The organism is Pseudorhodoferax sp. LjRoot39 (genome assembly GCF_964253035.1).
In the GTDB taxonomy this organism is placed as follows: domain Bacteria; phylum Pseudomonadota; class Gammaproteobacteria; order Burkholderiales; family Burkholderiaceae_C; genus Pseudorhodoferax.
The window spans coordinates 2716553-2742334 of sequence record NZ_CAXUQL020000001.1 but is presented as its reverse complement, the minus strand read 5'-3'; the positions used below and the strand labels follow the sequence as shown (position 1 = coordinate 2742334).

The window sequence follows — 25782 nt, the reverse complement described above, 5'->3', positions numbered from 1 at the left end:
ACGGCAGCGCGCATGGCGCCGGCCACCGACCAGCGCAGCCTGCGCATGCGCGCGAGGGCACGGAGGTGGCATCGTGAGCACGGAGCCCGGCAACCTGGACATCGTGCTGATCACCGGCATGTCCGGCTCGGGCAAGTCGGTGGCGCTGCACGCGCTGGAAGATGCAGGCTACTACTGTGTCGACAACCTGCCGCCCGAATTGCTGCTGAACCTCGCGGAGCTGGAGCAAAAGCACGGCAGCCGGCGCGTGGCGATTGCCATGGATGTGCGCAGCGCCACCTCTCTTCCCCTCGTGCCGGCGCAGCTCGCGGCCCTGCGCGGCCAGGGCGTGACGGTCAAGTCGCTGTTCCTGGACGCGGGCACCGACACGCTGGTGCGCCGCTATTCCGAGACGCGGCGCCGCCATCCGCTGTCGCGGCGCGACCTGCTGGACCAGCAGAACGCGCTCTACGAGGCGATCGAGCTCGAGCGCGAGCTGCTGGCCGACCTGCGCGAGCAGGCCCACGTGATCGACACGAGCATCATCCGCGCCTCGCAGCTGCAGGGCTACGTCAAGTCGCTGATCGCCGCGCCCAACAGCCAGCTCACGCTGGTGTTCGAGTCCTTCGCGTTCAAGCGCGGCATCCCGCTCGACGCGGACTACGTGTTCGACGTGCGCATGCTGCCCAACCCGCACTACGACCCGGACCTGCGGCCCCTGACCGGCATGGACGCGCCGGTGGCCGACTTCCTCAGCCAGAGCGCCGAGGTCGGCCAGATGTTCGCGCACATCGAGCGCTTCCTCACGCACTGGATGGAGCCGCTCGCGCGCGACCACCGCAGCTACGTGACGGTGGGCATCGGCTGCACGGGCGGCCAGCACCGCTCGGTCTACCTGGTCGAGCAACTGGCCAGGAGCTTCAGCCGCAACTGGGTCACGCTCAAGCGCCACCGGGAGATGGACGCCCACGCCGGCAGTGTCATGGGGCCGGCACCAGACCCGAAATGGGGCTCAACAGTTTTTTGACCGGGGCCGGCAGGCCGATGCCGGCCAGCTCTCCGGGCAGCAGCCACTGACCTTCGCGCGGCAGGTCGCCCTGCGACAGCTGCACGTGGACCGGGTGCAGCAGCAGGTCCTTGTGCGTCAGCACATGCGTGAAAGGCGGCAGCGGCTGGGCCTGGGCACGGGCACCGGCCGGCAAGGCGGCCAGCAGCGCATCCTCGCCCTCGAACACGGGCAGGCAGTGCAGGCCCGACCAGATCCCCGTGGACGGGCGCCGCGCGATGAAGATGCGGCCTTCGGCATCCTCGGCCCACAGCAGCCACCAATCGGCCCGGCCGCGCTTGAGCTTGCGCGTCTTGACCGGGTAGTCCTGCATGCGGCCTTCATGCCGGGCCACGCAGCGCGACTGCAGCGGGCACAGCAGGCAGGAAGGGCTGCGCGCCGTGCAGACCGTGGCCCCCAAGTCCATCAGGCCCTGGGTGTAGCGTGGCATGGCCTGGTCCAGGTCGGTCTGCGGCAGCAGCTCGGTCGCCAGCGCCCAAAGCGCGCGCTCGTGCCGGGCCTCGGCCAGGTCTTCGCCATAGCCCAGCAGCCGTGTGAGCACCCGCTTGACGTTGCCGTCCAGGATGGCCACGCGCTCGGCGAAGCAGAAGGACGCCACTGCAGACGCCGTGGAGCGGCCGATGCCGGGCAGGGTCTGCAAGGCCTCGGCCGTGCGTGGAAACTGCCCGCCGTGCAAGGCCACCACCTGGCGCGCGCAGGCGTGCAGGTTGCGTGCGCGGCTGTAGTAGCCCAGGCCCGCCCAGTGCGCGAAGACATCGTCCTCGCTGGCGGCGGCCAGGGCCTGCACGTCGGGAAAGCGTGCGAGGAAGCGCGCGTAGTAGCCCAGCACGGCCGCGACCTGGGTCTGCTGCAGCATGATCTCGGACAGCCAGACCCGGTACGGGTCGCGCGTGTTCTGCCAGGGCAGCGCGTGGCGGCCATGGGTGGCCTGCCACTGCACGACCTGCTGAGCGGCCCAACCGGGCTCGCGCGGATCCGGTCCGCTCATGCTTTCTGACACTGCGGGCAGAAGAAGGTCGAGCGCTGGCCCTGGCGCAGCGCGCGGATCGGCGTGCCGCAGACGCGGCACGGCAGGCCTTCCCGGTCGTAGACCATGGTTTCCAACTGGAAGTGTCCCTGCTCGCCGTAGGCATTGGAGAAGTCGCGCAGGCTGCTGCCGCCGCGCTGCACGGCACGCGCCAGCACCTCGCGCACGGCCGCATGCAGCTTGCGCGCGCGCAGCGGCCCGATGCGCCGCGCCCGCGTGGTCGGGCGGATGCCGGCCAGGAACAAGGCCTCGGACGCATAGATGTTGCCCACGCCGACCACGAGCTCCCCGGCCAGCAACACCTGCTTGATGGGCGCCGCGCGCAGGCGCAGGCCGGCGTGGAAGACGGCGGCGTCGAAGCCTTCGTCCAGCGGCTCCACGCCCAGGCGGCCGAGCAGCTTCACCGCCTCGGGCGCGTCCTGGCTGTCGGCATGCACGACGGCGCCGAAGCGGCGCGGATCGTGCAGGCGCAACAGGCCCAGCGAGGTTTCCAGGTCGAAGTGGTCGTGCGGGCCTGCGGGCTGCATCTGCAGGTCGAAGCGCAGGCTGCCCGACATGCCCAGGTGCAGCAGCAAGAGGCCGCGGTCCAGGTCCAGCAGCAGGTACTTGCCGCGCCGGCGCACGGCCTGCACGCGGCGGCCGACCAGGGCCTCGGGTGCGACACCCAGGGCCCAGCGCAACGGCTTGCCCAGGCGCACACCGGTCACGGTCGCGCCGGCGATGCGCTCGGCAAAACTGCGGCGCGTGACTTCAACTTCTGGCAGTTCAGGCATGGTCCGTGGGGCTTGGCGGGCTGCATTATGATGGGCCGATGAAGCGTCTCCTGCGACCGGCCGCCCGTGGTCTTGTCTCGCTGACATTGCTGCTGGGCCTGCTGCCGGCGCATGCGCAAGCACCTTCCGCCACCGACGGCGAAGCACCACCACCCACCACCCCATCCGCGTTGACCGCGGAACTGTTCTACGAGCTGCTGCTGGGCGAGATGAACGCCTCCGGCGGCGAGCGCGCGACCGGCTACGCGCTGATCCTCGACGCTGCCATCAAGGCCAAGGACCCGCAGCTGTTCCAGCGCGCGGTCGAACTGGCGCTGCAGTCGCGCTCGCCCGACGCCGCGCTGCGCGCAGCGCGTGCCTGGCGCGACACGCTGCCGCAGTCGCGCGAGGCCAACCGGTTCCTGCTGCAGATCCTGGTCGCGGCCAACCGGGTGCTGGAATCCGTCGAACCGCTGCGCAGCGAGATCGCGAGCAGCCCACCGATGGAACGCAATGCCGCCATCCTGGCCGTGCCACGCGTGTACGGCCGCGTGCCCGACAAGAAGCTCGCGCTGCAGGCCGTCGAGCAGTCGCTGCAGGGCTACCTGCAGGACCAGACCACGGGTGCATCGGCCTGGGCCACCCTGGGCCGCATGCGCCTGCTGGCAGGCGACGCGCCCGGTGCGCTGGAAGCCGCCCGCAGCGGGCAGGAGATCGAGCCCGGCGCGCAGGCCCCGGCCATCCTGGCGCTGGAGTTGTTCGGCCGCAGCCAGCCGCAGGCCGAGGAGATCGTCAAGCGCCAGCTGCAGGCCAGCCCCTCGCCCGAGATGCAGCTGGCCTACGCCCGCGGCCTGCTCGACGAGATGCGCTACGCCGAAGCGGCGACGCAGCTGGAGCAGCTGACCACACGCTACCCAGAGTTTCCGGACGGCTGGCTCGTGCTGGGCTCGGTGCAGGTGCAGGACAGCCGCCCCGAGCAGGCCGAGGCGTCGCTCAAGCGCTTTCTCGCGCTCGCGCAGCCACTGCCCGAGAGCGAGCAACGCAAGCGCGCCATGAACCAGGCCTACCTGGTGCTGGCGCAGGCCGCCGAGAAGCGCAAGGACTTCGTCGCCGCAGAGGGCTGGCTGGGCCGCATCGACAACGCCGAGGAAATGCTGGCGGCGCAGAACCGCCGTGCCTCGCTGCTCGCGCGCCAGGGCAGGTTCGACGAGGCACGCGCGCTGATCCGCGGCCTGCCCGAACGCAACGAGGCCGAGGCCCGCGCCAAGCTCAACGCCGAGGTGCAGCTGCTGCGCGATGCCAAGCGCTACCAGGAGGCCTACGACCGCCTGCAGCAGGCGCTGGAGCGCGAGCCGAACGACACCGACCTGCTCTACGAGCAGGCCATGGTGGCCGAAAGACTCTCGCGGCTGGACGAGATGGAGCGCCTGCTGCGCCGGCTGATCGAGCTGCGGCCGGACTACCACCATGCCTACAACGCACTGGGCTATTCGCTGGCCGATCGCAACGTGCGGCTGGACGAGGCCAAGCGCCTGATCCAGAAAGCCCTGGAGATCGTGCCGAACGACCCCTTCATCGCCGACAGCCTGGGCTGGGTGGAGTTCCGCCTGGGCAACCGGGCGGAGGCCGAGAAGATCCTGTCGCAGGCCTTCCAGGCCAAGCCCGATGCCGAGATCGCCGCCCACCTGGGCGAGGTGCTGTGGGCCGGCGGCCAGCGCGAACGCGCCGTCGCCATCTGGCGCGAAGGCCTGGGCCTGAACGCCGACAACGAAACCCTGCGCACCACGCTCAAGCGCCTGCGCGTGCCCGGGCTGCAATGAGTGGGGTGCTGGCGCGGCGCGCGCTGCTGCTGGCGGCCGCGCTGGGACTGAGCGCCTGCGCCCTGCCGCCCCGTGCGCCCGACACGGCAGGCCAGCCTTACTGGAACGGCCGGCTCGGCCTGCAGGTCGATGGCGACAAGCCCCAGTCGTTCTCGGCCGGCTTCGAGCTGCGCGGCGCGCCGCAGGCCGGCGAGCTTTCGCTGTACTCGCCACTCGGCGCCACGCTCGCGCAGCTGCGCTGGGCGCCCGGCATGGCCGAGCTCCAGGCCGATGGCCAGCGCCGCCAGTACCCATCGATCGACGCACTGACCCAGGAGGCCACAGGCACGGCGCTGCCGCTGCCCGCGCTGTTCGCCTGGCTCGACGGCCAGCCGGCCGATGTGCCGGGCTGGCAGGCCGACCTGTCGCGCATCGCCGATGGGCGCCTCATCGCGCGCCGCAGCGCGCCGCTGCCCACGGCCGAACTGCGCATCGTGCTGCAGCTGCCATGAAGGCGCTGTACGAGGTCGCGGCGCCGGCCAAGCTCAACCTGTTCCTGCACATCACGGGCCGGCGCGCCGACGGCTACCACCTGCTGCAGTCGGTCTTCATGCTGATCGACTGGCACGACACGCTGCACTTCGAACTGCGCAGCGACGGCCAGCTGAGCCGCGAAGACCTCGGCCCCGCGCTGCCGGCCGACGACCTCACGCTGCGCGCCGCGCGCGCGCTGCAGCAGGCCAGCGGCACGCGGCTGGGCGCGCACATCGGGGTGCTCAAGCGGGTGCCGGCGCAGGCCGGCATGGGCGGGGGCTCGTCGGACGCGGCGAGCTGCTTGCTGGCGCTGAACCGGCTGTGGGGGCTGAACCTCAGCGTGCGCCAACTGTCGGCCATCGGCCTGAAGCTGGGCGCGGATGTGCCCTTCTTCCTCTACGGGCGCAACGCCTGGGTCGAAGGCATCGGCGAATCCATGCAGCCCGTCGATGTGCCGCCGGCCCGCTTCCTGGTGGTCAAACCACCCCAGGGACTGGAGACTGCAAAAATTTTTGGGTCTCCTTCGTTGAAGCGCGATTCTGATAGTGCTATACTCTTAGGCTTTGCTGCACAGCCCTTCTACTTCGGTAGAAACGACTTGCAAGACGTCGCTCAGGCCCTGAGTACCGATGTTGCAGATGCCCTCAAATGGCTCTCGGCACACGGAAAAAATGGCAGAATGACGGGCTCTGGAAGCGCAGTGTTTGCACTCTGGGATCGTGATGACCAACCGGTCGTTCCGCAGGGTTGGCGGGCACGGATTTGCAGCAACATGGGCGTCCATCCTTTGGCGGGGTGGGCATCCGGAGACAATTGATCGGTGGACGGCTTTGCCGGACACCTGTGTAGGGGAGTCGCCAAGTTGGTTAAGGCACTGGATTTTGATTCCAGCATGCGAAGGTTCGAATCCTTCTTCCCCTGCCACCTGACAAGTCGGGCCTGAGTTCAGGCCCTTTGTTTTTTCTGGCTAACTCAGCCGAGGCACGTGATGCAGGCCCTCCATCCCGATTTCATGATCTTCACCGGCAATGCCAATCCCGGTATGGCCGCTGAGATCGCGCACCACCTCGGCATCACGCTGGGCGCCGCCAGCGTCGGCCGCTTCTCCGACGGAGAAGTCACGGTCGAGATCAACCAGAACGTGCGTGCCCGCGACGTGTTCGTGGTGCAGAGCACGTGCGCGCCGACCAACGACAACCTGATGGAACTGCTGATCATGGTCGACGCGCTCAAGCGCGCCTCGGCCGAGCGCATCAGTGCCGTCATCCCCTACTTCGGCTACGCCCGCCAGGACCGCCGTCCGCGTTCGGCCCGCGTGCCGATCACGGCCAAGGTCGTGGCCAACATGCTGCAGTCCGCCGGTGTCGACCGCGTGCTGACCATGGACCTGCACGCCGACCAGATCCAGGGTTTCTTCGACATCCCGGTCGACAACATCTATGCCTCGCCCGTGCTGCTGGGCGATCTGCGCCAGCAGAACTACGAAGACCTGATCGTGGTGTCGCCCGACGTGGGCGGCGTGGTGCGCGCACGTGCGCTGGCCAAGCAGCTGGGCTGCGACATGGCCATCATCGACAAGCGCCGCCCCAAGGCCAACGTCAGCGAAGTCATGCACGTGATCGGCGAGATCGACGGCCGCAACTGCGTGATCATGGACGACATGATCGACACCGCCGGCACGCTCGTGAAGGCGGCCGAGGTGCTCAAGGAGCGCGGCGCCAAGAAGGTCTACGCCTACTGCACGCACCCGATCTTCTCGGGTCCGGCCATCGAACGCATCACCCAGGGCTCGGCCCTGGACGAAGTCGTCGTCACCAACACCATCCCGCTCAGCGAATCCGCTGCGGGCTGCAAGAAGATCCGCCAACTCACCGTGGCACCGCTGATCGCCGAGACGATCCAGCGCATTGCCAAGGGCGAGTCGGTCATGAGTCTGTTCTCGGACCAGGACAACCTGTTCTGAGCCGGGAGCACAAGCAACGCCGCCCCCGCCTTGCGCGTGGCGGCGTTTTTTCAACCGGAGCGCAGGCTGGTCGCGGCCCGTTCCTACAGGAGTTCACCATGAAATTCGTCGCTTTTGAGCGCGCCAAGCAGGGCACGGGTGCGAGCCGCCGTCTCCGCATCACCGGCCGGACCCCCGGCATCGTCTACGGCGGCGCCGGCGAGCCCCAGCTCGTCGAGCTGGACCACAACGCACTGTGGCACGCCCTGAAGAAGGAAGCCTTCCACTCCTCCGTGCTGGAGATGGAAGTGGCCGGCCAGGTCAGCAAGGTTCTGCTGCGTGACGTGCAAATGCACCCGTTCCGCCAGCTGGTGCTGCACATCGACTTCCAGCGCGTCGATGCCAAGACCCGCCTGAACAAGAAGGTGCCCGTGCACTTCAAGGGCGAGGAAGAGTCCGACGCCGTCAAGCTGGACCACAACCTGGTCAACCACGTGACGACCGAACTCGAACTGAACAGCCTGCCGGCCGATCTGCCCGAGTTCATCGAAGTCGACCTGTCGGGCCTGAAGAACAACGGCACCGTGACGCTGAACGACATCAAGCTGCCCAAGGGCGTGAAGTGGGTCAGCCACGGCCGCAAGGCTCCGGTGCTGGCTTCGGCCACCGCACCGGTGGTCGAAGAAGAAGTGGCACCGGTGGCTGCTGCCCCGGCCGCTCCTGCCAAGGGCAAGGGCAAGAAGTAAGCTCTGCGCTTCGCCACGACGGCCCGCCTCGGCGGGCCGTTTTCATTTCCGCATTTGTCGAACACCGATCCATGAATCTCTCCGTGTCCCGCCGCAGTGTGCTGGGCGCCCTGGCTGTGCTGCCGGTGGCCGGCCTCGCCCAGTCCATTCTGTCGACCGTGCGCATCGTCGTGGCCTACCCCGCCGGTGGCGTGTCCGACGTGGTCGCGCGTGCGCTGGCCGACAAGCTGGCCGCGCAACTGGGCACCACCGTCATCGTCGAGAACCGGGCCGGCGCCAGCGGCAGCATCGGCATGGACATGGTGGCCAAGGCCGCGCCGGACGGCGCCACGCTGGGCTTCTCGGCCGTCAGCCCACTGGTGCTGAACCCGCACCTGGGCAAGTCGCCGTTCGACCCGCTCAAGGACATCGCGCCCGTGGCCAGCGTGATGGTCTCGCCCGTGGTGCTCGCGGCCACGCCCGCCTGCGCCGCGCCCGACTTCAAGGCCGTGCTCGAACTCGCGCGCGACCAGCCCGGCGCCGTGCGCTGGGCCACCTCCGGCCAGGCCTCGCTGGGCCACATCATGCTGGCCCAGCTGCGTGCCGTGACCGGCGTGGACATCACGCACATCCCCTACAAGGGCGGCGGCCAGCAGCTCAACGATGCGCTGGGCGGGCAGTTCGAGATCCTGTCGACCAACGCCGGCCCCGCGCTCGTCAACCACATCCGCAGCGGCAAGCTGCGTCCGCTGGCCGTGGGTTCGCCGACACGCCTGGACAGCCTGCCCCGGGTGCCCACGCTGGCCGAACTCGGCGTGCCGGCCGCCAACCTGTCTTCGCAGTTCGGCATCTTCGCGCCTGCGGGCCTGCCGGCCGCGCTGCTCGCGCGCTACAACGCCGAGATCAACAAGGCCCTGGCCACGCCCGACCTGCGCGCCAAGCTGCAGGCCACCGACAACCTGCCCACGGGCGGCACGGCGGCCGAGTTCGCACGCACGATCGCGGCCGAATACGAGGCCAACGGCCGCATCATCCGCGCCGCCAAGATCTCGGCGGAATAATCGCGGCCATGGGGATCAAGCTCTTCGTCGGCCTGGGCAACCCGGGCTCTGACTACGAACAGACCCGGCACAACGCCGGCTTCTGGTTCATCGACGCGCTGGCACGCGAGCTGAAGGTTTCTCTCGTGCCCGAGAAAAGCTACTTCGGACTGGCGGCGCGTGCGCAGTTCCAGGGCCAGACGCTGTGGCTGCTGGAGCCGCAGACCTTCATGAACCTGTCGGGCAAGTCGGTCGCGGCGCTCGCGCGCTTCTTCAAGATCGCGCCCGAGGAGGTGCTGGTCGCGCACGACGAGCTCGACATCGTGCCGGGCCAGGTCAAGCTCAAGCAGGGCGGCAGCCACGCCGGCCACAACGGCCTGCGCGACATCCACGCCCAGCTGGGTTCGCCCGACTACTGGCGGCTGCGCCTGGGCATCGGCCATCCGGGCGCCAAGGACCAGGTGCTGAGCTGGGTGCTCAAGAAGCCGATGGCCGAGCACCGCGACGCGATCGACGAATGCATCCAGCGCTCGGTGCGCGCGCTGCCGCTGCTGGTGGCGGGCGACTTCACGCAGGCCATGATGCAGATCCACACCAGCAAGCCGCCCCGGCCCAAACCACCTCGGCCGGAGCCGCCGCCGGCCGCGCCTCAGGCCTGAGGCGCTGCACCGGAGACCGGCTTGCCGGCCTCGGCCTGAAGCCGCCGGTACCTGGCCCAGAGCGTCTCCTTGCTCTCCACGAAGTCCGGGTGCACGGGGATGCAGGCCACCGGGCAGATCTGCACGCACTGCGGCTCGTCGAAGTGGCCCACGCATTCGGTGCAGCGGTTGGGCGCGATCTCATAGAACGCCTCGCCCATGGAAATGGCGTCGTTCGGGCACTCGGGCTCGCACACGTCGCAGTTGATGCACTCATCGGTGATGGTCAGGGCCATGGCGCGATTATCCAGCCGGCGCCGCGGTGGCTATCATGGCGGCCGCGATGACCCGCCCCACACAAGGCCCAAGGCCCACAACATTTCGCGGCGCACCATGAGCCTGTTCCTGGCCAAGCGCTTCGCCACCCTGGTCGCCACGCTGATCGGCGCTTCGGTCATCGTCTTCCTGGTGCTCGACATCCTGCCCGGCAATGCCGCGCAAATCCTGCTCGGGCCCGATGCCTCGCCCGAGGCCGTGGCCGAGCTCGCGAGCAAGCTGGGCCTGGACCAGCCGGCCTGGACCCGCTACTGGCATTGGATCGGCGGCCTCGTCACCGGCAACCTCGGCGATAGCCACGCCTACGGCTCGCCGGTGCTGGACCTGATCCTCGAACGCCTCGCGCTGACCATGCCGCTGGCCATCATCGCCATGCTGCTGACCACCGTGCTGGCGCTGATCGTGGGCGTCACGGCCGCGTCCAGGCACAACCAGATCGGCGACGTGGGCCTGATGGGCCTGACCCAGGTCGGCATCGCGATCCCGAACTTCTGGTTCGCGATCCTGTTGATCCTGCTGTTCTCGGTGAAGCTGCAGTGGTTCTCGGCCGGCGGCTTCGACGGCTGGGGCGAGGGCCTGGAGGGCCTGTTGCAAGGCCTCAAGGCCCTGGTGCTGCCCGCGCTGTCGCTGGCCGTGGTGCAGGCCGCCATCCTCGCGCGCATCACGCGCTCGGCCGTGCTCGAGGTCATGCGCGAAGACTTCGTGCGCACCGCGCGCGCCAAGGGCCTGCGCCAGCGCGCCGTGCTCTGGGGCCATGTGCTGCGCAACGCTCTGATCCCCGTCATCACGGTCATGGGCATGCAGTTCGCCGAACTCATGGCCGGCACCATCGTGGTCGAGAACGTGTTCTACCTGCCTGGCCTGGGCCGGCTGATCTTCCAGTCGATTGCCAACCGCGACCTGATCGTGGTGCGCAACTGCGTGATGCTGCTGGCGGCCATGGTGGTCATCGTGAACTTCGTGGTCGACCTGCTCTATGCCGTGATCGACCCGCGCTTGAAGGCGTCCGACATATGAGCGCCGTCCTCCCTGCCGCGCAGGCACCCAGCTTCTGGTCGCGCGCACTGCGCCACCGCAGCTTCGTGATCGGCGCCGTGCTCACGGCGCTGCTGCTGGCCGCCGCCCTGCTCTCCTACCTCTGGACGCCCTGGGCGCCGCTGGAGATGGACATGGCCAACAAGCTGCAGGGGCCCACGGCCAGCCACTGGCTGGGCACGGACGCCTTCGGCCGCGACGTGGCCTCGCTGCTGCTCGTGGGTGCGCGCGCGTCCATCCTCGTCGGCGTGATCGCGGTCGGCATCGGCCTCGTCGCCGGTACGGCGCTGGGCCTCCTGGCCGCAGCCAGGCGCGGCTGGGTCGAGGAAGCCATCATGCGGCTGGCGGACTTCTCGCTGGCCTTCCCGGCCATCCTGTCGGCCATCATGCTGACGGCGGTGTTCGGGCCCGGCATCGTCAACGCCATCGTCGCCATCGGCATCTACAACATCCCGATGTTCGCGCGCATCGCCCGTGGCTCGGCCAAAGCGGTCTGGGCGCGCGAGTACGTGACGGCCGCGCGCGCCTGCGGCAAGGGCGCCTGGGCCATCACCTTCCAGCACGTGCTGCCCAACATCTCGGCCGCGCTGATCGTGCAGAGCACGATCCGCTTCGCCATCGCCATCCTGGCCGAGGCCGCGCTGTCCTACCTGGGCCTGGGCACGCAGCCGCCGCAGCCGTCCTGGGGCCGCATGCTCAGCGAAGCCCAGACGCTGATGTTCCAGCAGCCGCTGCTGGCCGTGTTCCCGGGCCTGGCGATCGCGCTGGCCGTTCTGGGGCTCAACATGCTGGGCGACGGTCTGCGCGACCTGCTCGACCCGCGATTGGCCCGCGCCCGATGAACGCAATGAGCGAACCCCTTCTTCAGGTGCGCGACCTGCGCATCGGCCTGACCACGCAGCGCGGCCCGGCCGACGCCGTGCGCGGCGTCTCCTTCGACCTGGCCCGCGGCGAAACGCTGGGCATCGTCGGCGAATCGGGCTGCGGCAAGTCCATCACCGTGATGTCGCTGATGGGCCTGTTGCCCGCCAACGCGCGCGTGGGCGGCAGCATCCGCTTCGGCGGCCAGGAACTCGTGGGCCTGCCCGAATCCGCGATGTGCAAGATCCGCGGCAACCGCATCGGGATGATCTTCCAGGAGCCCATGACGGCGCTGAACCCGGTGCACACCATCGCGCGCCAGGTGGCCGAGCCGCTGCGGCTGCACCGCGGCCTGTCCAAGGCAGACGCCCGGCGCGAGGCCCTGGCCCTGCTGGACCGTGTGGGCATCCCCGACGCAGCGCAGCGCCTGGACGCCTACCCGCACCAGTTCTCGGGCGGCCAGCGCCAGCGCATCATGATCGCCATGGCGCTGGCCTGCGAGCCTGACCTTTTGATCGCCGACGAGCCCACGACGGCGCTGGACGTGACGATCCAGAAGCAGATCCTCGACCTGCTGGCCGAGCTCGTGGCCGAGCGCGGCATGGCGCTGATCCTGATCTCGCACGACCTCGGCGTGATCGCGCAGACCGTCTCGCGCATGCTGGTCATGTACGGCGGCAGCGTGGTCGAGAGCGGGCCCACGGCCGCCGTGTTCGCAGCACGCGCCCATCCCTACACGCAGGGCCTGTTCGCGGCCCGGCCCGCGCTGGGCGCGGCCAAGGGCCACCGGCTGGCGACCATCGCCGGCAGCGTGCCCGAGCTGGTCGACCTGCCGCCGGGCTGCCCGTTCGCGGGCCGCTGCGCCTACACCGTGCCCGCTTGCGAGGCCACGCCCCCGCCGCCGACGCTGTTACCGCACGACCATGCGGTGCGTTGCATCCGCCTGCAAGAGATCGCTGGAGCGACGGCATGACGACGGCATTGTTGGAAGTGCAGGACCTCGTGCGCCACTACGCAATGCCGCGCGAAAGCCTGTTCGGCCCGCCGCCCATGGTCCGTGCGCTCAACGGCGTGAGCTTCGCATTGCAGGCCGGCCGCAGCCTGGGCATCGTCGGCGAATCGGGATCCGGCAAATCCACCATCGCGCGCCTGATCATGGCGCTGGACCGCCCAACCAGCGGCAGCGTGCGCCTGCAGGGCCAGGACCTGCACCAGCTGGACACCGATGCGCTGAAGACGGCGCGGCGCGACTTCCAGATGGTGTTCCAGGACCCCTACGGCTCGCTGGATCCGCGCCAGACCGTGGCCCGCATCGTGGCCGAACCCTTGGCGGCCCTGGCCGGATCGAGCACCAGCGAGCAGCGCCAGCGCGCCGCCGAGATGCTGGACGCCGTGGGCCTGCGCAGCACCGACCTGGACAAGTACCCACACGAGTTCTCGGGCGGCCAGCGCCAGCGCATCGCGATCGCCCGCGCGCTCATCACGCGGCCCAAGCTCATCGTGGCCGACGAGCCCGTCAGCGCGCTCGACGTCTCGGTGCAGGCCCAGGTGCTCAACCTCATGCAGGACCTGCGCGAGAAGTACGGCGTGAGCTACCTGCTGATCAGCCATGACCTCGCTGTGGTGCACCACCTGTGCGACGAGGTCTGCGTGCTGCACCGCGGCCTCATCGTCGAACGCGGCGAGACGGCGCGGCTGTTCCAGCACGCCGAGCACCCCTACACCCAGGCGCTGCTGGCGGCCGTGCCGCGCGCCGAACCGCCGGACCGGCGTCCGATTTGAGGTATGGTCCGCCGGTTTTTCCTGCTTGTTCTTTGGGAGACGTAGAGATGTTGAACCGCCGTACCGTCCTGACCACCGGCGCCGCTGGCGCTCTCAGCACCGCATTGCCGGCCTTTGCGCAGAACCGCAAGGACGCCATGGTGCTGGGCATGACGCTGGAGCCCACGGGCCTGGACCCGACCGTCAGCGCCGCCGCCTCCATCGCCGAGGTCACGCTCTACAGCATCTACGAGACGCTGACCAAGATCCAGCCCGACGGCCGCGTCGTGCCGCTCCTGGCCGAGAGCTGGGACGTCTCGCCCGACCTCAAGACCTACACCTTCCGGCTGCGCAAGGACGTCAAGTTCCACAACGGCGAGCCCTTCAACGCGCAGACCGTCAAGTTCGCGTTCGAACGTGCCGGCGGCGAGAAGAGCACCAACAAGGACAAGCGCACCTTCGCCAACCTGGGTGTGCAGGCGGTCGACGACTACACCGTGGTGCTGCTGAACAAGGAGATCGACCCCGACCTGCCGTTCGCGCTGGGCCAGGCCACGGCCGTCATCGTCGAGCCCAAGAGCGTGGACACCAACACCGCCAAGCCCGTCGGCACCGGCCCCTACCAGCTCGAAAGCTACAACAAGGGCTCGGCGCTGTGGCTGCGCAAGTGGGCGGCTTACCGCAACCCCGCCGCGGCCAAGCTCTCGCGCATCGGTTTCCGCTTCATCTCCGACCCGGCCGCCCAGGCCGCCTCGCTGCTGGCCGGCGACGTGGACGCGTTCCCGCGCATCGCCACGCGCGTGGTCGCGCAGTTCAAGGGCAACCCGCAGTTCCAGACCATCCTGGCCGGCTCGCGCGCCAAAACCATCCTGGCCTTCAACCACCGCCGCGGCCCGCTCAAGGACCTGCGCGTGCGCCGCGCCATCCTGGCCGCCATCGACCGCAAGATGGTGATCGACGGCGCGGCCGACGGCTTCGGCACGCCCATCGGCAGCCACTACGTGCCCGGCGCGCCGGGCTACGTGGACACCACGGGCATCAACCCCTTCGACCTGGACAAGGCGAAGAAGCTGATGGCGGAGTCGGGCATCAAGACGCCGCTGGAACTGACCATGACGCTGCCGCCGCCCCCGTACGCCCGCCAGGGCGGCGAGGTCATCACGGCGCAGCTGGCCAAGATCGGCATCGCCGTGAAGACGCAGAACGTGGAATGGGCGCAGTGGCTGTCGGGCACCTACGGCGGCGGCTTCAACTTCGACCTGAGCATCGTCTCGCACGTCGAGCCCTTCGACCTCAACAACTACGCCAAGCCCGACTACTACTGGGGCTACGACTCCAAGGAGTACCGCGCGCTGTACGACAAGCTCATGGCCACGGGCAACCTGGCCGAGCGCAACAAGCTGCTCGGCGACGCCCAGCGCCTGCTGGCCACGGACGCGGCCAACGGCTTTCTGTACCAGCCGCAGTTCCCCACCATCGCCAAGAAGAACGTCAAGGGCCTGTGGACCAGCCTGCCGATCTTCGCCAACGACCTGGGCGCCCTGTCCTGGGGTTGAGCTGACCGGCATGCCCGTCGACAGCCTGGGCAACCCCGTCACGTTGGACGACGCGGCGAGCCTTGCGCGCGTCGACGACTTCGTGCAGGGCCTGCTGCGCTACGAGCCACGCGCGGTGGCGCTGCTGGAGATCGCGGACAGCGAGTCCGCTGCGCTCGTGCAGGCCTACGCCGCAGCGCTGCAGATGTTCGCCGAGACGCCCGGTGCGCCAGCTGCCGCCAGGCCGCACGTGGAGCGCGCGCAAGCCGCGGCCGCAAGGACGACGCCGCGCGAACAGCGCTTCGTGGCCGCCGTCGCGGCCTGGGTGGCCGGCGACATCGCCCGCGCCATCACGCTGCACGAAGAACAGGCCGTCGAATGTCCGCGCGACCTGGTCTCCGTCAAGCTCGGCCAGTACCACCTGTTCAACCGCGGCGATGCGCCCGGCATGCTGCGGCTGGCGCGCGCCGTACTGCCAGCCGCTGGCGACGTGCCGCAGCTGCACGGCATGCTGGCCTTTGGCTGGGAGCAATGTCACTTCCTGGACGAGGCCGAGGCCGCCGCGCGGCAGGCACTCGCAGGCGAACCCGGTGAGCCCTGGGCACACCACGCGCTCGCGCACGTGATGCTGACCGAGGGGCGAATCGCGGAAGGCCAACAATTCATGGCGGCGATGGCACCGCACTGGGCCGGCCTGAACTCCTTCATGCGTACGCACAACTGGTGGCATGCCGCGCTGTTCGCAATCGAACTGGAACAGTTCGACGATGCGTTGCGGCTGTACGACGAACAGGTCTGGGGCGTGCTGCCGGCTTACTCGCAGGACCAGATCAACGCGGTCTCGCTGCTCGCGCGGCTTGAACTGGCCGGCGCCGACGTGGGTGCACGCTGGCAGGAGCTGGCGACCTGGCTTGCCCCGCGCGTGGCCGACCAGGTGCTGGCCTTCCTGGATCTGCAGTACCTCTACGGCCTGGCGCGCGCAGGCCGGCCCGAGGCCGGCCAGTTGCTGGCCAACCTCGCGCAGCGCGCGGCCGAAGATCATCACTGGCGAGAGATCGCCCTGCCAGCGGCCCAGGGCCTCGTGGCCCATGCGCGCGGGCAGCATGCGGACGCAGCGTATGGACTGGCCCGCGCCCTGCCCCGCCTGCGCGAGATCGGCGGCAGCCACGCGCAGCGCGATCTGTTCCAGCAGATCTACATCGACGCACTTGCGCGCGGCGGTCAGCTGGCCGAGGCGCAACACCTCGTGCAACAGCAGGCGCGGCTGACGCCAAGCTCGCGCCGGCTGCGGCGCCAGGGCCATGCGCTGGCTCTGGCCCTGGGCATCGGCTAGAAGCGCCAGCCCAGGCCCACGCCGAACAGCACGGGGTCCACGTCGAAGCTGCCGACCTTGGTGCCCGCGACCTTCACGTCCGTGCCCAGCCAGACCTTCTTGATGTCGAAGTTCAGCACCAGGTTCTTGTACGGCAGCGGAATGTCCACGCCCAGCTGCAGCGCGCCGCCGAAGCTGCTGCGGTCGATGCCCACGCCGGCCGGCAGGTGCACCGAGCTGAAGCGCGTGTAGTTGACGCCGGCACCCACGTAGGGCCGCACACTGCCGGTCGGGTTGAAGTGGTATTGCGCCGTCAGCGTGGGCGGCAGGTGGCGCAGCGTGCCGATGGTGGTGCCGTTGGAACGCAGGTCGTGCTTCTGCGGGATCGTCAACACCAGCTCGGCGGCGATGTTGGGCGTGAAGAAGTAGCTGATGTCGACTTCGGGGATGGTCTTGTTGTTGATGGACAAGCCCAGGCCCGTGCTGTCGCCGTTGTCGCTGTTCAGGTGCACGGCGCGCACGCGCACCTGCCAGGGTCCGGTCGCGGTGCTTTGTGCGATTGCGGGGGCCGCCACCGCCAGGCCCAGCACGGCCGCGGCGATCAATTGCTTGTTCATGGTCTTTTCTCTGTCATCGGTCCGGGAACACTCCCGAGACCGATTACAGAAGGACCGTGGCGTGCGCGACTTGATGCGCCTCAAACAGCGCGGCACCGGCGGCCCGAACCCGCCGCCGGCTTGCGCTGTGTCAAACGATCTACAGGCCCAGGCGCCGGCAGAGCTCCAGCGTGGCCACCGACTGGTTCATCGTGTAGAAGTGCAGCCCCGGCGCACCGCCGCGCAGCAACTGCTCGCACAGCGTGGTCACCACGTCCAGGCCGAAGGACTTGATGGAGGCCGTGTCGTCGCCGAAGGCCTGCAGCCGCAGCCGGATCCAGCGCGGGATCTCGGCACCGCAGGCATCCGAGAAGCGCATGAGCTGCGTGGAGCTGCCGATCGGCATGATGCCCGGCACGATGGGCACGTCCAGGCCCAGGCGCTGGCTGTCCGCGCAGAAGCGGAAGTAGGCGTCGGCGTTGTAGAAGTACTGCGTGATGGCCGAGTCGGCCCCCGCACGCACCTTGGCCGCATAGGCCTGCAGGTCGGCCTCGGGCGAGCGCGCCTGCGGATGCACTTCCGGGTACGCCGCCACCTCGATGTGGAAGGCGTCTCCGGTCTCGGCGCGGATGAAGGCCACGAGGTCGCTCGCGTACTGGAACTCGCCGCCCGCGCCGTAGCCGCTGGGCAGGTCGCCGCGCAGCGCCACCAGGCGCTTGACACCCATGGCGCGCAACTCGGCCAGCTGCGTGCGCACGGTCTCCTTGGTGGCGCCGATGCACGAGAAGTGCGAGGCCGCGTCCACGCCCTCGGCCAGGATCTCGCCCACGGTGCCAAAGGTGCCCTGCTGCGTCGAGCCACCGGCGCCGTAGGTGACCGAGCAGAACTGCGGCTTGCGCGCGTACAGCGCCTGGCGCACGCCGCGCAGCTTGACCGCGCCCTCGGGCGTCTTCGGCGGAAAGAACTCGTAGCTGACCGGCGTGGCCGGTTGCGTGCCCGTGTTCATGCTTGCTTTCTCCCCAGGATCCAAAACTCGCGGTTGCCGTCGCCCCCGCTGATCGCGCTGTCCCACCAGCCGGCCACCGCCAGGCCCAGCTCGGCGCAGCAGGCCTCGATGCGCGCGCGCACGACGGGGTACAGGCTCTCGTCGCGCACGATGCCGCCCTTGCCCACCTGTCCGGGCTGCAGTTCGAACTGCGGCTTGACCAGCATCAGCAATGCGCCGTCGTCGGCCAAGAACGGCACGACGGCAGGCAGCACCAGCGTCTGCGAGATGAAGGACAGATCGCCCACGATGAGGCCGAAGCCCTCCGCAGGTAGCGCATCGCCCAGGTGTTCGGCCTGCAGCGCGCGCGCATTCACGCCCTCGATGCAGTCCACGCGCTCGTCCGCGCGCACCCGCGCATGGACCTGGCCGTGGCCCACGTCCACGCCCACGACATGCGCCGCACCGTGCTGCAGCAGGCAGTCGGTGAAGCCGCCCGTGGACTGGCCGACATCCAGGCAGACCAGGCCGGCCGGGTCGACGCCGCTGGACTGCAGAGCGCCTTCGAGCTTGAGTCCGCCGCGCGAGACGTAGCGCGACTCGGCCGCATCCGCCAGCTGCAGCTCGGCCGCCTCCGGCAGTTCGTCGCGGTTCTTGGCAACGGCCTTCCAGGGCCCGTTGCCCACGCGCCAGGACAGGCCGGCGGCGATGAGCCGCTGGGCCTGCGAGCGGGATGCGGCCAGGCCGCGGTCCACCAGCAGTTGGTCGGCACGCATGCCCAGGCCCGCCGCCATCAGTAGCGGTAGGTGTCGGGCTTGTACGGGCCCTGCACCGGCACGCCGATGTAGGCGGCCTGCTCCTTGGTCAGCACGCTCAGTTGCGCGCCGAGCTTGGACAGCTGCAGGCGGGCAACCTTCTCGTCCAGGTGCTTGGGCAGCACGTAGACCTGGCCGACCTTGTATTCCTTGGGCTTGGTGTAGAGCTCGATCTGGGCGATGGTCTGGTTCGCGAACGAGGACGACATCACGTAGCTCGGGTGGCCCGTGCCGCAGCCCAGGTTCACCAGCCGACCCTTGGCCAAGAGGATGATGCGCTTGCCTGGCTTGCGGCCGACCTTCGGGAAGATCACGTGGTCGACCTGAGGCTTGATCTCTTCCCACTGGCAGTTCTTTTCCAGCGCGGCGACGTCGATCTCGTTGTCGAAGTGGCCGATGTTGCAGACGATGGCCTGGTCCTTCATGGCCACCATGTGCTCGTAGCGGATCACGTCCTTGTTGCCGGTGGTCGTGACGAAGATGTCGGCCTTGTCGGCGGCGTATTCCATGGTCACGACGCGGTAGCCTTCCATGGCGGCCTGCAGCGCGTTGATCGGGTCGATCTCGGTCACCCAGACCTGGGCCGACAGCGCGCGCAGGGCCTGGGCCGAGCCCTTGCCCACGTCGCCGTAGCCGGCCACCACGGCCACCTTGCCGGCGATCATCACGTCGGTGGCGCGCTTGATGCCGTCCACCAGCGACTCGCGGCAGCCGTACAGGTTGTCGAACTTGCTCTTGGTCACCGAGTCGTTGACGTTGATGGCGCGCATCTGCAGCGTGCCGTTGGCCGACATCTCGTTGAGGCGGTGCACGCCGGTGGTGGTCTCTTCGGTCACGCCGATGATGTTCTTCAGGCGGCGGCTGTACCAGGTCGGATCGACCTTGAGCTTGGCCTTGATGGCGGCGTGCAGGATCTTCTCTTCCTCGCTCTTGGCGCGGCCCAGGGCCTTGATGTCCTTCTCGGCCTTGGCGCCCAGGTGCATCAGCAGCGTGGCGTCGCCGCCGTCGTCCAGGATCATGTTGGGGCCGTCGTTCTTGCCCGTGAATTCGAAGATGCGGTGCGTGTAGTCCCAGTAGTCGACCAGCGACTCGCCCTTGATGGCGAACACCGGCGTGCCGGAGGCCGCGATGGCGGCGGCGGCGTGGTCCTGCGTCGAGAAGATGTTGCACGAGGCCCAGCGCACCTGCGCGCCCAGCGCCTGCAGCGTCTCGATCAGCACGGCGGTCTGGATCGTCATGTGCAGCGAGCCCGTGATGCGCGCGCCCTTGAGCGGCTGGCTCTTGGCGAACTCGTCGCGGATGGCCATCAGGCCGGGCATTTCGGTTTCGGCGATGGCGATTTCCTTGCGGCCCCAGGCGGCGAGGCCCAGGTCGGCGATGGCGCAATCGGTGTTCAGCAGTTGCTTGGAAGAGGCAGGGGCGTTCATGACGGCTCCGTGGTCCCGGGAAGGGACAGGTTGAAGACGACCACGCTTTGGGGGAATGAACTCACCGCACGGAGCGTGGGCGAGCGTCGTTGCGAATGGAATCCGAGCCTCGCGCCATGCTGGCGCTGCAACGCTCCTCGGAAGCGCGCGATTATAGGAGGGCCGGCCTTGGCGACAATCGCCCGCCCCTCGCATCCTCCATGCCTTCTGCCATGCCTGCCGCACGCGCCCCGGCGCTGGGCCTTGTCGCCCTCTTCGTCTCCACCTTCCTGGAACTGGTCGGCTACTTCATGGTCACGCCCTGGCTGCTGCTGCAACTCAAGGGCGCGGCGGTCTCCAGCACCCTGGCCGGTCTGTTCGCGGCCACCGGCTGGGCGGCGATCTTCCTGGTCACGCCGTTCTCTTCCTGGGTCACGCGCGCGCTCGGGCGCAGGCAGACGCTATGGCTGTCGGCGGCTGTGCCGGCGCTGGCCTGCTGCGGCTTCGCGCTCACGCGCGAACTGCCGGTCTGGTTCGCACTTGAGATGCTGGCCGGCGCGGCCTCGGGCCTGCGCTGGGTGCTGGCAGAGGCGCTGGTGGCCGAGTTCTCGACCGCGCGCACGCGCGGGCGCAACGTGGGCCTGTTCGAGACCATGGTGGGCGCGACCTTCGTGATCGGCCCGGCCCTCTTGGTCTGGGTCGGCGCCGACGCGCCCGCCGCACCCTGGATCGCCGTGGGTTGCATGGCTGCCGGGCTGCTGGCCAGCCTGCTGATCCCGCGCGTGCCACCGGCAGACGATGCACACGCGGCCCACGTCGGCCTGCGCGGTGTCTGGGCCGCGCTGCGCGCGCACCCGGTGATCATGCTGGCCGGCTTCGTCGGTGGCTTCTTCGAGGCAGGCATCACCTCGGTGCTGCCGCTGTACGGCCTGAGCCTGGGCCTGACGGCCGCGGCCGCGGCGCTGCTGGTCTCCGCGAGCGGCCTGGGCAGTGCCGTGCTGATGCTGCCCGTCGGCATGCTGGCCGACCGCTTCGCCGACCCGGCGCAGGGCCGGCGCCGGCTCATGCGCACTCTGGCCACCGTCACGCTGGTCGCGACCTGCGCGATGCCCTTCGTCGCACAACTGGGCTGGCTGGCCTGGCTGCTGGCCTTCACCTGGGGCGGTGCGGCCGGCAGCCTCTACACGCTGGCCATGATCGACATCGGCGCGCGCGAGCAGGGCATCACGCTGGTCAACAGCACGGCCGTGCTGGTGCTGTCGTACACCCTGGGCAGCACCTGTGCCTCGGCCGCCTCCGGCTGGCTGCTGGACCATTCGCCCTTGCTGGGCTTTCCGCTGGCGCTGGCCGGCGTGGCGTTGGCGGGCTGCATCGCCCTGCGCCGCAGCTAGGGAATGCTCCAGCCCATACCGTGCAAAAGTACACGAATGCATGTGCGCACTTGCACGATTCGTCGGAACAATACGCCGCGCATGGAAACCGCCGACCCACCTAGCCCACTGGTGCCCGCCGCCACACAAGCCCAGGCCGTCGATTTCTCGACGCTGTTCGACTTCCTGCCCATCGGGGCGTACCGGTCCTCGCCCGATGGCCGGCAGATCCGCGCCAACCCGGCGCAGGTGCAGCTGAACGGCTACACGCACGAGGCCGAACTCATCGCCGCGATGCAGGACATCGCCCGCCAGTGGTATGTGGAGCCGTCGCGCCGCACGGTCTTCCGTGACCTGCTCGAGCGCCAGGGCTACGTGCGCGGCTTCGTCTCCGAGGTCTACCGCCACAAGACCGGCGAACGCATCTGGGTCAGCGAGAACGCCCACGTGGTGCGCGATGCCGCCGGCCACATCCTGTTCTACGAAGGCACGGTGGAAGACATCACCGAACGCGTGCGCGCCGAGGCCGAACTGCGTCGGCGCGACGAGATCTGGAAGCTCGCGCTGGAGAGCACCGGCGACGGCGTCTGGGACTGGAACCTCGCCGAGGGCGTGGCCAGGATGTCGCGCCGCTGCCTGGAGATGTACGGCTTCGGCGCGCACGACCTGCGCCCCACCCCGCACGCCATGGACCAGCGCACGCACCCGGACGACAAGGCTCGGATGCTCCACGACCGCCGGGCGCACCTGGAAGGCCACGCTCCCAGCTACGTGAACGAACACCGGGTGCTGTGCGCAGACGGCAGCTGGAAGTGGGTGCTTGCGCGCGGCATGGTGATCAGCCGCGATGCACACGGCAAGCCGCTGCGCATGGTGGGCACGCACACCGACATCACGCAGCGCAAGGAAGCGGAGGCACTGATCTGGCACCAGGCCAACTTCGACGCACTGACCGGCCTGCCCAACCGCCGCATGCTGCGCGACCGGCTGGGCCAGCACATGCTGCGGTGCGACCGCGAACGGCTGCAGCTGGCGCTGCTGTTCATCGACCTGGACCACTTCAAGGCCGTCAACGACACGCTGGGCCACGAGGGCGGCGATCGCCTGCTGGTCGAGGCCGCGCAGCGGATCAGCCGCTGCGTGCGCGCCTCCGACACCGTGGCCCGCATGGGCGGAGACGAGTTCACCGTGGTGCTGCCCGAACTGCGCGAGGTGCGCGAAGTCGAGCGCATCGTGCAGGCCATTCTGCGCGAGCTGGCACGCGCCTTCCACCTCGGCGATGAGCCCGCCTTCGTGAGTGCCAGCATCGGCATCACCTTCTACCCTGGCGATGGCCAGACCGTGGACGACCTGCTGCGCCAGGCCGACCAGGCGCTCTACGCTGCCAAGGACGGTGGGCGCAACCGCTTCGGCTACTTCACGCCGGCGTTGCAGGAAGGCGCCCAGCTGCGCGCCCGCGTCGCCAACGACCTGCATGGCGCATTGTCGGCGCGCCAGTTCAGTGTCGAGTACCAGCCCATCGTCGCGCTGGCCAGCGGCGAGGTGCACATGGCCGAGGCGCTGCTGCGCTGGCGCCATCCGCAGCGCGGCCGCATGGCGCCGATGGACTTCGTGCCCATCGCCGAGGCCAACGGCATGATCATCCAGATCGGCGAATGGGTGTTCGGCGAAGCCGCGCGCCAGACCCAGCGCTGGCGCGCGCAGTTCGACCCGCGCTTTCAGATCAGCGTGAACAAGTCGCCCGTGCAGTTCCACCGTGCCGACGAAGACCACGCGCAATGGCTGCGCGAGCTGGCCGCACTGCGGCTGCCGCGCCATGCGCTGACGGTGGAGATCACCGAAAGCCTGCTGCTGGACCCCAGCCCCAACGTCGCCGAGCACCTGCTGGCGCTGCGCCAGGCGGGCATCGGCGTGTCGCTGGACGACTTCGGCACGGGCTACTCCTCGCTGGCCTATCTGCAGCGTTACGACATCGACTTCATCAAGATCGACAAGTCCTTCGTGGCCGGACTGGCGCCGGGTTCGAACGACCTGGCACTGTGCAAGGCCATGATCGTGATGGCGCACCAGCTCGGCATCGCCGTGATCGCCGAAGGCGTGGAGACGCTCGCGCAGCGCGCCCTGCTGCTGGAGGCCGGCTGCGACTACGCGCAGGGCTACCTGTTCGCCCAGGCCATGCCGGCCGAACAGTTCGAAGACTGGTTCAGGCAGCCACGCGCCTGAGCTCGGCCACGCGGTGGCGTGCCTGCACGCTGGCGATCTCCACCAGCGTCGGCGCGAACCACTCCTGCACGGTTTCGTGCGGCAACCCAGCGCGGACGTGGTCGATGTTGGCCTGCATGCGGGCTGCATCCACGCGCAGGCCCGGCAGGGCCGTGGCCAACGCGCGCAGGCTGCCGTGCGCCGACATCCACAGCGATGACCATTCGGCCTGTTCCGCCTGCCAGGCGCCGAGCGCACGCTCGTGCTCCTGCACCATGCCGGCCAGCAAGGCCGCCACACGCTGCGGCACGCGCTGGGCGGCCGACAGGGCCACCATGGACGCCACCGGATTGCGCTTGTGCGGCATCACGGTCGAGATGCCGCGACCGGACTCGGCCGGCTCCATGAGTTCGCCGACCTCGTGCTGGCCCAGCAGCGCCAGGTCGGCCGCGAGCTTGCCCAGGCTGCCTGTCACCACGCCCAGCGCGCAGGCGAGCGCCACCCAGTCGTCGCGCTGCGTGTGCCAGGCGCTGCCGCCATCGCGCAAGCCCAGTGCCGCGGCCACGCGCGCACGCACGGCCGCGGCGCGCGGTGCGTCCGACCGCATCTGCGCCAGGGTGCCGACGCCACCGCCCAGTTGCAGCTGCAGCGCCTGGGCCGCGGCCTGCTGCAGCCGCTGGCGGCCACGCACCAGCGGCGCAGCCCAGTCGGCGCACTTGAAGCCCAGGCTGGTGACGGAGGCCGGCTGCATCAGCGTGCGCGCCAGCATGGGCGTGTCGGCATGCCGCTCGGCCAGCGCCAGCAGCGCCTCGGTGCAGCGCTGCAGGTCGGCGTCGACCAGGGCCAGCGCGTCGCGCGTGACCAGCACCAGCGCAGTGTCGATCACGTCCTGGCTGCTGCTGCCGAAGTGCGTCCAGGCCACGGCCTCGGCGTTGAACAGTCCCACGGCCTCGCGCAACGCCCTGACGAGGGGGATGGCCACGCTGCCGGCGCGGCCGCTGTCGCGCACGATCTTCTCCACGTCGAACAGCTCGACGCGGCAGCTGCCCACGATGGAACGTGCCGCCGCCGGCGGAACCAGGCCCTCGTCGGCCTGGGCCTGGGCCAGTGCCGCCTCGAAACGCAGCATCGCCGCCACCACGCCGGAGCCGCTAAACGCGGCCACGGCCTCGGGGGTGGAAAGGTAGCCTTCGAAGAGGCTCATGGCCACAGCATTCAGTACTGCAGCCTGGCCACAGCGCGCAGCGCCTCGGGCGTGGTCGTGCCGAAGCCGAAGAACTCCAGGTAGGCCGGGATCTGCTCGAACAGCATGTCGGTGCCGACCTGCACGGCGCAGCCCTTGTCCATGGCGGCGCGCAGCAGCGGCGTGTACTCGCTCTTCATGACGACCTCGCCGACGAAGGCAGTCGTCGCGATGCGGTCGATGTCGAAGGGCAGCGGGTCGCCCTCCTGCATGCCCAGCGGCGTGGCGTTGACGACGATGTCGAAGCCGGCCGGGTCCTTGCTGCCGGTGCGCACCGTGAGGCTGGGGTAGTGCTGGCGCAGCCGCGCGGCCAGGGCCTCGGCCGATTCGGCACGCGCGTCGAACAGCGCCAGCTCGGCCGCGCCGGCCTGGGCGATGGAGGCCGCGATGGCCGAGCCCACGCCGCCCGCGCCCGAGACCAGCACGCGCGCGCCGGCGAAGCTGCGGCCCTTGCGCTGCACGCCGCGCACGAAGCCGGCGCCGTCGAACATGTCGCCCAGCAGGCTGCCGTCGGGCCGCTTGAGGATGGCGTTGCAGGCACCGGCGATGCGCGCCGTGGGCGTGGCCTCGTCCACGAGGTCCAGCGTGACGACCTTGTGCGGCATCGTGACCAGCGCGCCGCGCAGGTTGGTGAAGCGCATGATCTGGCGCAGCGAGACCGCGTAGTCCTCCGGCAGCACGCCCATGGGCACGACCACCGCGTCGATGCCCTGCTGCTCGAACCAGGGGTTGTAGATCATCGGCGCCTTGAAGGTGGCCGTGGGGTAGCCCAGGTGGGCGATCAGCGTGGTTTTGCCGGAGATCATGGTGTGTGCGGTGCGTT

General features: G+C 69.4%; 25 protein-coding genes, 1 tRNA gene and 1 riboswitch. Of the genes, 17 read left to right on the top strand and 9 right to left on the bottom strand.

Features of this window, described 5'->3' with window-relative positions:
* The first annotated feature begins 73 nt into the window (after positions 1-73).
* A complete protein-coding gene (rapZ, locus tag ACSQ4M_RS12985) occupies positions 74-1006 on the top strand; it encodes an RNase adapter RapZ (RefSeq protein WP_436189931.1) in 933 nt (310 codons plus the stop codon).
* Here the strand turns inward: rapZ and mutY are convergent.
* Together mutY and mutM are read right to left on the bottom strand one after the other, a co-directional pair.
* A complete protein-coding gene (mutY, locus tag ACSQ4M_RS12980) occupies positions 960-2033 on the bottom strand; it encodes an A/G-specific adenine glycosylase (protein WP_436189930.1) in 1074 nt (357 codons plus the stop codon). The two genes, rapZ and mutY, sit on opposite strands and share 47 nt — an antisense overlap.
* Positions 2030-2845 carry a bifunctional DNA-formamidopyrimidine glycosylase/DNA-(apurinic or apyrimidinic site) lyase gene (gene mutM / locus ACSQ4M_RS12975; RefSeq protein WP_056672415.1) on the bottom strand — a complete coding sequence of 272 codons (816 nt, stop codon included), beginning with the start codon at positions 2843-2845 and terminating at the stop codon, positions 2030-2032. The genes mutY and mutM overlap by 4 nt, the downstream gene beginning before the upstream one ends.
* 38 nt (positions 2846-2883) lie before the next feature.
* Here mutM and ACSQ4M_RS12970 point away from each other — a divergent pair, with 38 nt between their 5' ends.
* From ACSQ4M_RS12970 to pth, 8 genes are all read left to right on the top strand, one after another.
* Positions 2884-4644, top strand: a complete 1761-nt coding sequence (locus ACSQ4M_RS12970) for a tetratricopeptide repeat protein (protein WP_436189929.1) — start codon at positions 2884-2886, stop codon at positions 4642-4644.
* A complete protein-coding gene (locus ACSQ4M_RS12965) occupies positions 4641-5135 on the top strand; it encodes an outer membrane lipoprotein LolB (protein WP_436189928.1) in 495 nt (164 codons plus the stop codon). The genes ACSQ4M_RS12970 and ACSQ4M_RS12965 overlap by 4 nt, the downstream gene beginning before the upstream one ends.
* A complete protein-coding gene (ispE, locus tag ACSQ4M_RS12960; RefSeq protein WP_436189927.1) occupies positions 5132-5974 on the top strand; it encodes a 4-(cytidine 5'-diphospho)-2-C-methyl-D-erythritol kinase in 843 nt (280 codons plus the stop codon). The genes ACSQ4M_RS12965 and ispE overlap by 4 nt, the downstream gene beginning before the upstream one ends.
* Before the next feature lie 30 nt (positions 5975-6004).
* Positions 6005-6081 (top strand) — tRNA-Gln (locus tag ACSQ4M_RS12955).
* A 64-nt stretch (positions 6082-6145) separates the two neighbouring features.
* Positions 6146-7120: a ribose-phosphate pyrophosphokinase gene (locus ACSQ4M_RS12950; RefSeq protein ID WP_436189926.1), complete on the top strand. Its 975-nt coding sequence runs from the start codon at positions 6146-6148 to the stop codon at positions 7118-7120.
* A gap of 98 nt (positions 7121-7218) precedes the next feature.
* Positions 7219-7845: a 50S ribosomal protein L25/general stress protein Ctc gene (locus ACSQ4M_RS12945; protein WP_114467172.1), complete on the top strand. Its 627-nt coding sequence runs from the start codon at positions 7219-7221 to the stop codon at positions 7843-7845.
* Between the two features lie 71 nt (positions 7846-7916).
* Positions 7917-8885, top strand: a complete 969-nt coding sequence (locus ACSQ4M_RS12940; RefSeq protein ID WP_436189925.1) for a Bug family tripartite tricarboxylate transporter substrate binding protein — start codon at positions 7917-7919, stop codon at positions 8883-8885.
* Positions 8886-8893: 8 nt separating this feature from the next.
* On the top strand, positions 8894-9523 hold the full coding sequence (pth, locus tag ACSQ4M_RS12935; protein WP_436189924.1) for an aminoacyl-tRNA hydrolase: 630 nt from the start codon (positions 8894-8896) through the stop codon (positions 9521-9523).
* Here the strand turns inward: pth and ACSQ4M_RS12930 are convergent.
* Positions 9514-9798: a YfhL family 4Fe-4S dicluster ferredoxin gene (locus ACSQ4M_RS12930; protein WP_436189923.1), complete on the bottom strand. Its 285-nt coding sequence runs from the start codon at positions 9796-9798 to the stop codon at positions 9514-9516. The two genes, pth and ACSQ4M_RS12930, sit on opposite strands and share 10 nt — an antisense overlap.
* Positions 9799-9895: 97 nt before the next feature.
* Here ACSQ4M_RS12930 and ACSQ4M_RS12925 point away from each other — a divergent pair, with 97 nt between their 5' ends.
* The 6 genes from ACSQ4M_RS12925 to ACSQ4M_RS12900 are packed head-to-tail and all read left to right on the top strand — an operon-like array spanning position 9896 to position 16363.
* Positions 9896-10855, top strand: coding sequence for an ABC transporter permease (locus tag ACSQ4M_RS12925; protein ID WP_436189922.1), 960 nt, complete (start codon positions 9896-9898; stop codon positions 10853-10855).
* Positions 10852-11715, top strand: a complete 864-nt coding sequence (locus ACSQ4M_RS12920) for an ABC transporter permease (RefSeq protein ID WP_436189921.1) — start codon at positions 10852-10854, stop codon at positions 11713-11715. The genes ACSQ4M_RS12925 and ACSQ4M_RS12920 overlap by 4 nt, the downstream gene beginning before the upstream one ends.
* A gap of 5 nt (positions 11716-11720) precedes the next feature.
* On the top strand, positions 11721-12707 hold the full coding sequence (locus ACSQ4M_RS12915) for an ABC transporter ATP-binding protein (protein WP_436189920.1): 987 nt from the start codon (positions 11721-11723) through the stop codon (positions 12705-12707).
* Positions 12704-13516: an ATP-binding cassette domain-containing protein gene (locus ACSQ4M_RS12910; protein ID WP_436189919.1), complete on the top strand. Its 813-nt coding sequence runs from the start codon at positions 12704-12706 to the stop codon at positions 13514-13516. Before ACSQ4M_RS12915 ends, ACSQ4M_RS12910 begins: the two co-directional genes overlap by 4 nt.
* A 47-nt stretch (positions 13517-13563) precedes the next feature.
* Positions 13564-15051 carry an ABC transporter substrate-binding protein gene (locus ACSQ4M_RS12905; protein WP_436189918.1) on the top strand — a complete coding sequence of 496 codons (1488 nt, stop codon included), beginning with the start codon at positions 13564-13566 and terminating at the stop codon, positions 15049-15051.
* 10 nt (positions 15052-15061) lie between these two features.
* Positions 15062-16363: a tetratricopeptide repeat protein gene (locus ACSQ4M_RS12900; RefSeq protein WP_436189917.1), complete on the top strand. Its 1302-nt coding sequence runs from the start codon at positions 15062-15064 to the stop codon at positions 16361-16363.
* Here the strand turns inward: ACSQ4M_RS12900 and ACSQ4M_RS12895 are convergent.
* From ACSQ4M_RS12895 to ahcY, 4 genes are all read right to left on the bottom strand, one after another.
* Positions 16360-16959 (bottom strand): OmpW/AlkL family protein, encoded by a 600-nt coding sequence (locus tag ACSQ4M_RS12895; protein WP_436189916.1) that lies wholly within the window; start codon positions 16957-16959, stop codon positions 16360-16362. The genes ACSQ4M_RS12900 and ACSQ4M_RS12895 overlap by 4 nt on opposite strands.
* Before the next feature lie 139 nt (positions 16960-17098).
* The gene (gene metF / locus ACSQ4M_RS12890) at positions 17099-17944 is read right to left on the bottom strand and encodes a methylenetetrahydrofolate reductase [NAD(P)H] (RefSeq protein ID WP_436189915.1); all 846 of its coding nucleotides are present in this window, start codon (positions 17942-17944) and stop codon (positions 17099-17101) included.
* A complete protein-coding gene (locus ACSQ4M_RS12885) occupies positions 17941-18699 on the bottom strand; it encodes a TlyA family RNA methyltransferase (RefSeq protein ID WP_436194003.1) in 759 nt (252 codons plus the stop codon). The genes metF and ACSQ4M_RS12885 overlap by 4 nt, the downstream gene beginning before the upstream one ends.
* A gap of 17 nt (positions 18700-18716) precedes the next feature.
* Positions 18717-20165, bottom strand: coding sequence for an adenosylhomocysteinase (gene ahcY / locus ACSQ4M_RS12880; RefSeq protein ID WP_436189914.1), 1449 nt, complete (start codon positions 20163-20165; stop codon positions 18717-18719).
* Positions 20166-20239: 74 nt separating this feature from the next.
* A riboswitch (S-adenosyl-L-homocysteine riboswitch) is annotated at positions 20240-20310 on the bottom strand.
* A 67-nt stretch (positions 20311-20377) separates the two neighbouring features.
* Here ahcY and ACSQ4M_RS12875 point away from each other — a divergent pair.
* A complete protein-coding gene (locus ACSQ4M_RS12875) occupies positions 20378-21535 on the top strand; it encodes an MFS transporter (RefSeq protein WP_436189913.1) in 1158 nt (385 codons plus the stop codon).
* Between the two features lie 111 nt (positions 21536-21646).
* Positions 21647-23737 carry a putative bifunctional diguanylate cyclase/phosphodiesterase gene (locus tag ACSQ4M_RS12870; protein WP_436189912.1) on the top strand — a complete coding sequence of 697 codons (2091 nt, stop codon included), beginning with the start codon at positions 21647-21649 and terminating at the stop codon, positions 23735-23737.
* Here the strand turns inward: ACSQ4M_RS12870 and ACSQ4M_RS12865 are convergent.
* Positions 23718-24920 carry a lyase family protein gene (locus ACSQ4M_RS12865; RefSeq protein WP_436189911.1) on the bottom strand — a complete coding sequence of 401 codons (1203 nt, stop codon included), beginning with the start codon at positions 24918-24920 and terminating at the stop codon, positions 23718-23720. The genes ACSQ4M_RS12870 and ACSQ4M_RS12865 overlap by 20 nt on opposite strands.
* Before the next feature lie 11 nt (positions 24921-24931).
* Positions 24932-25765 (bottom strand): shikimate dehydrogenase family protein, encoded by an 834-nt coding sequence (locus ACSQ4M_RS12860; protein WP_436189910.1) that lies wholly within the window; start codon positions 25763-25765, stop codon positions 24932-24934.
* Positions 25766-25782 lie beyond the last annotated feature (17 nt).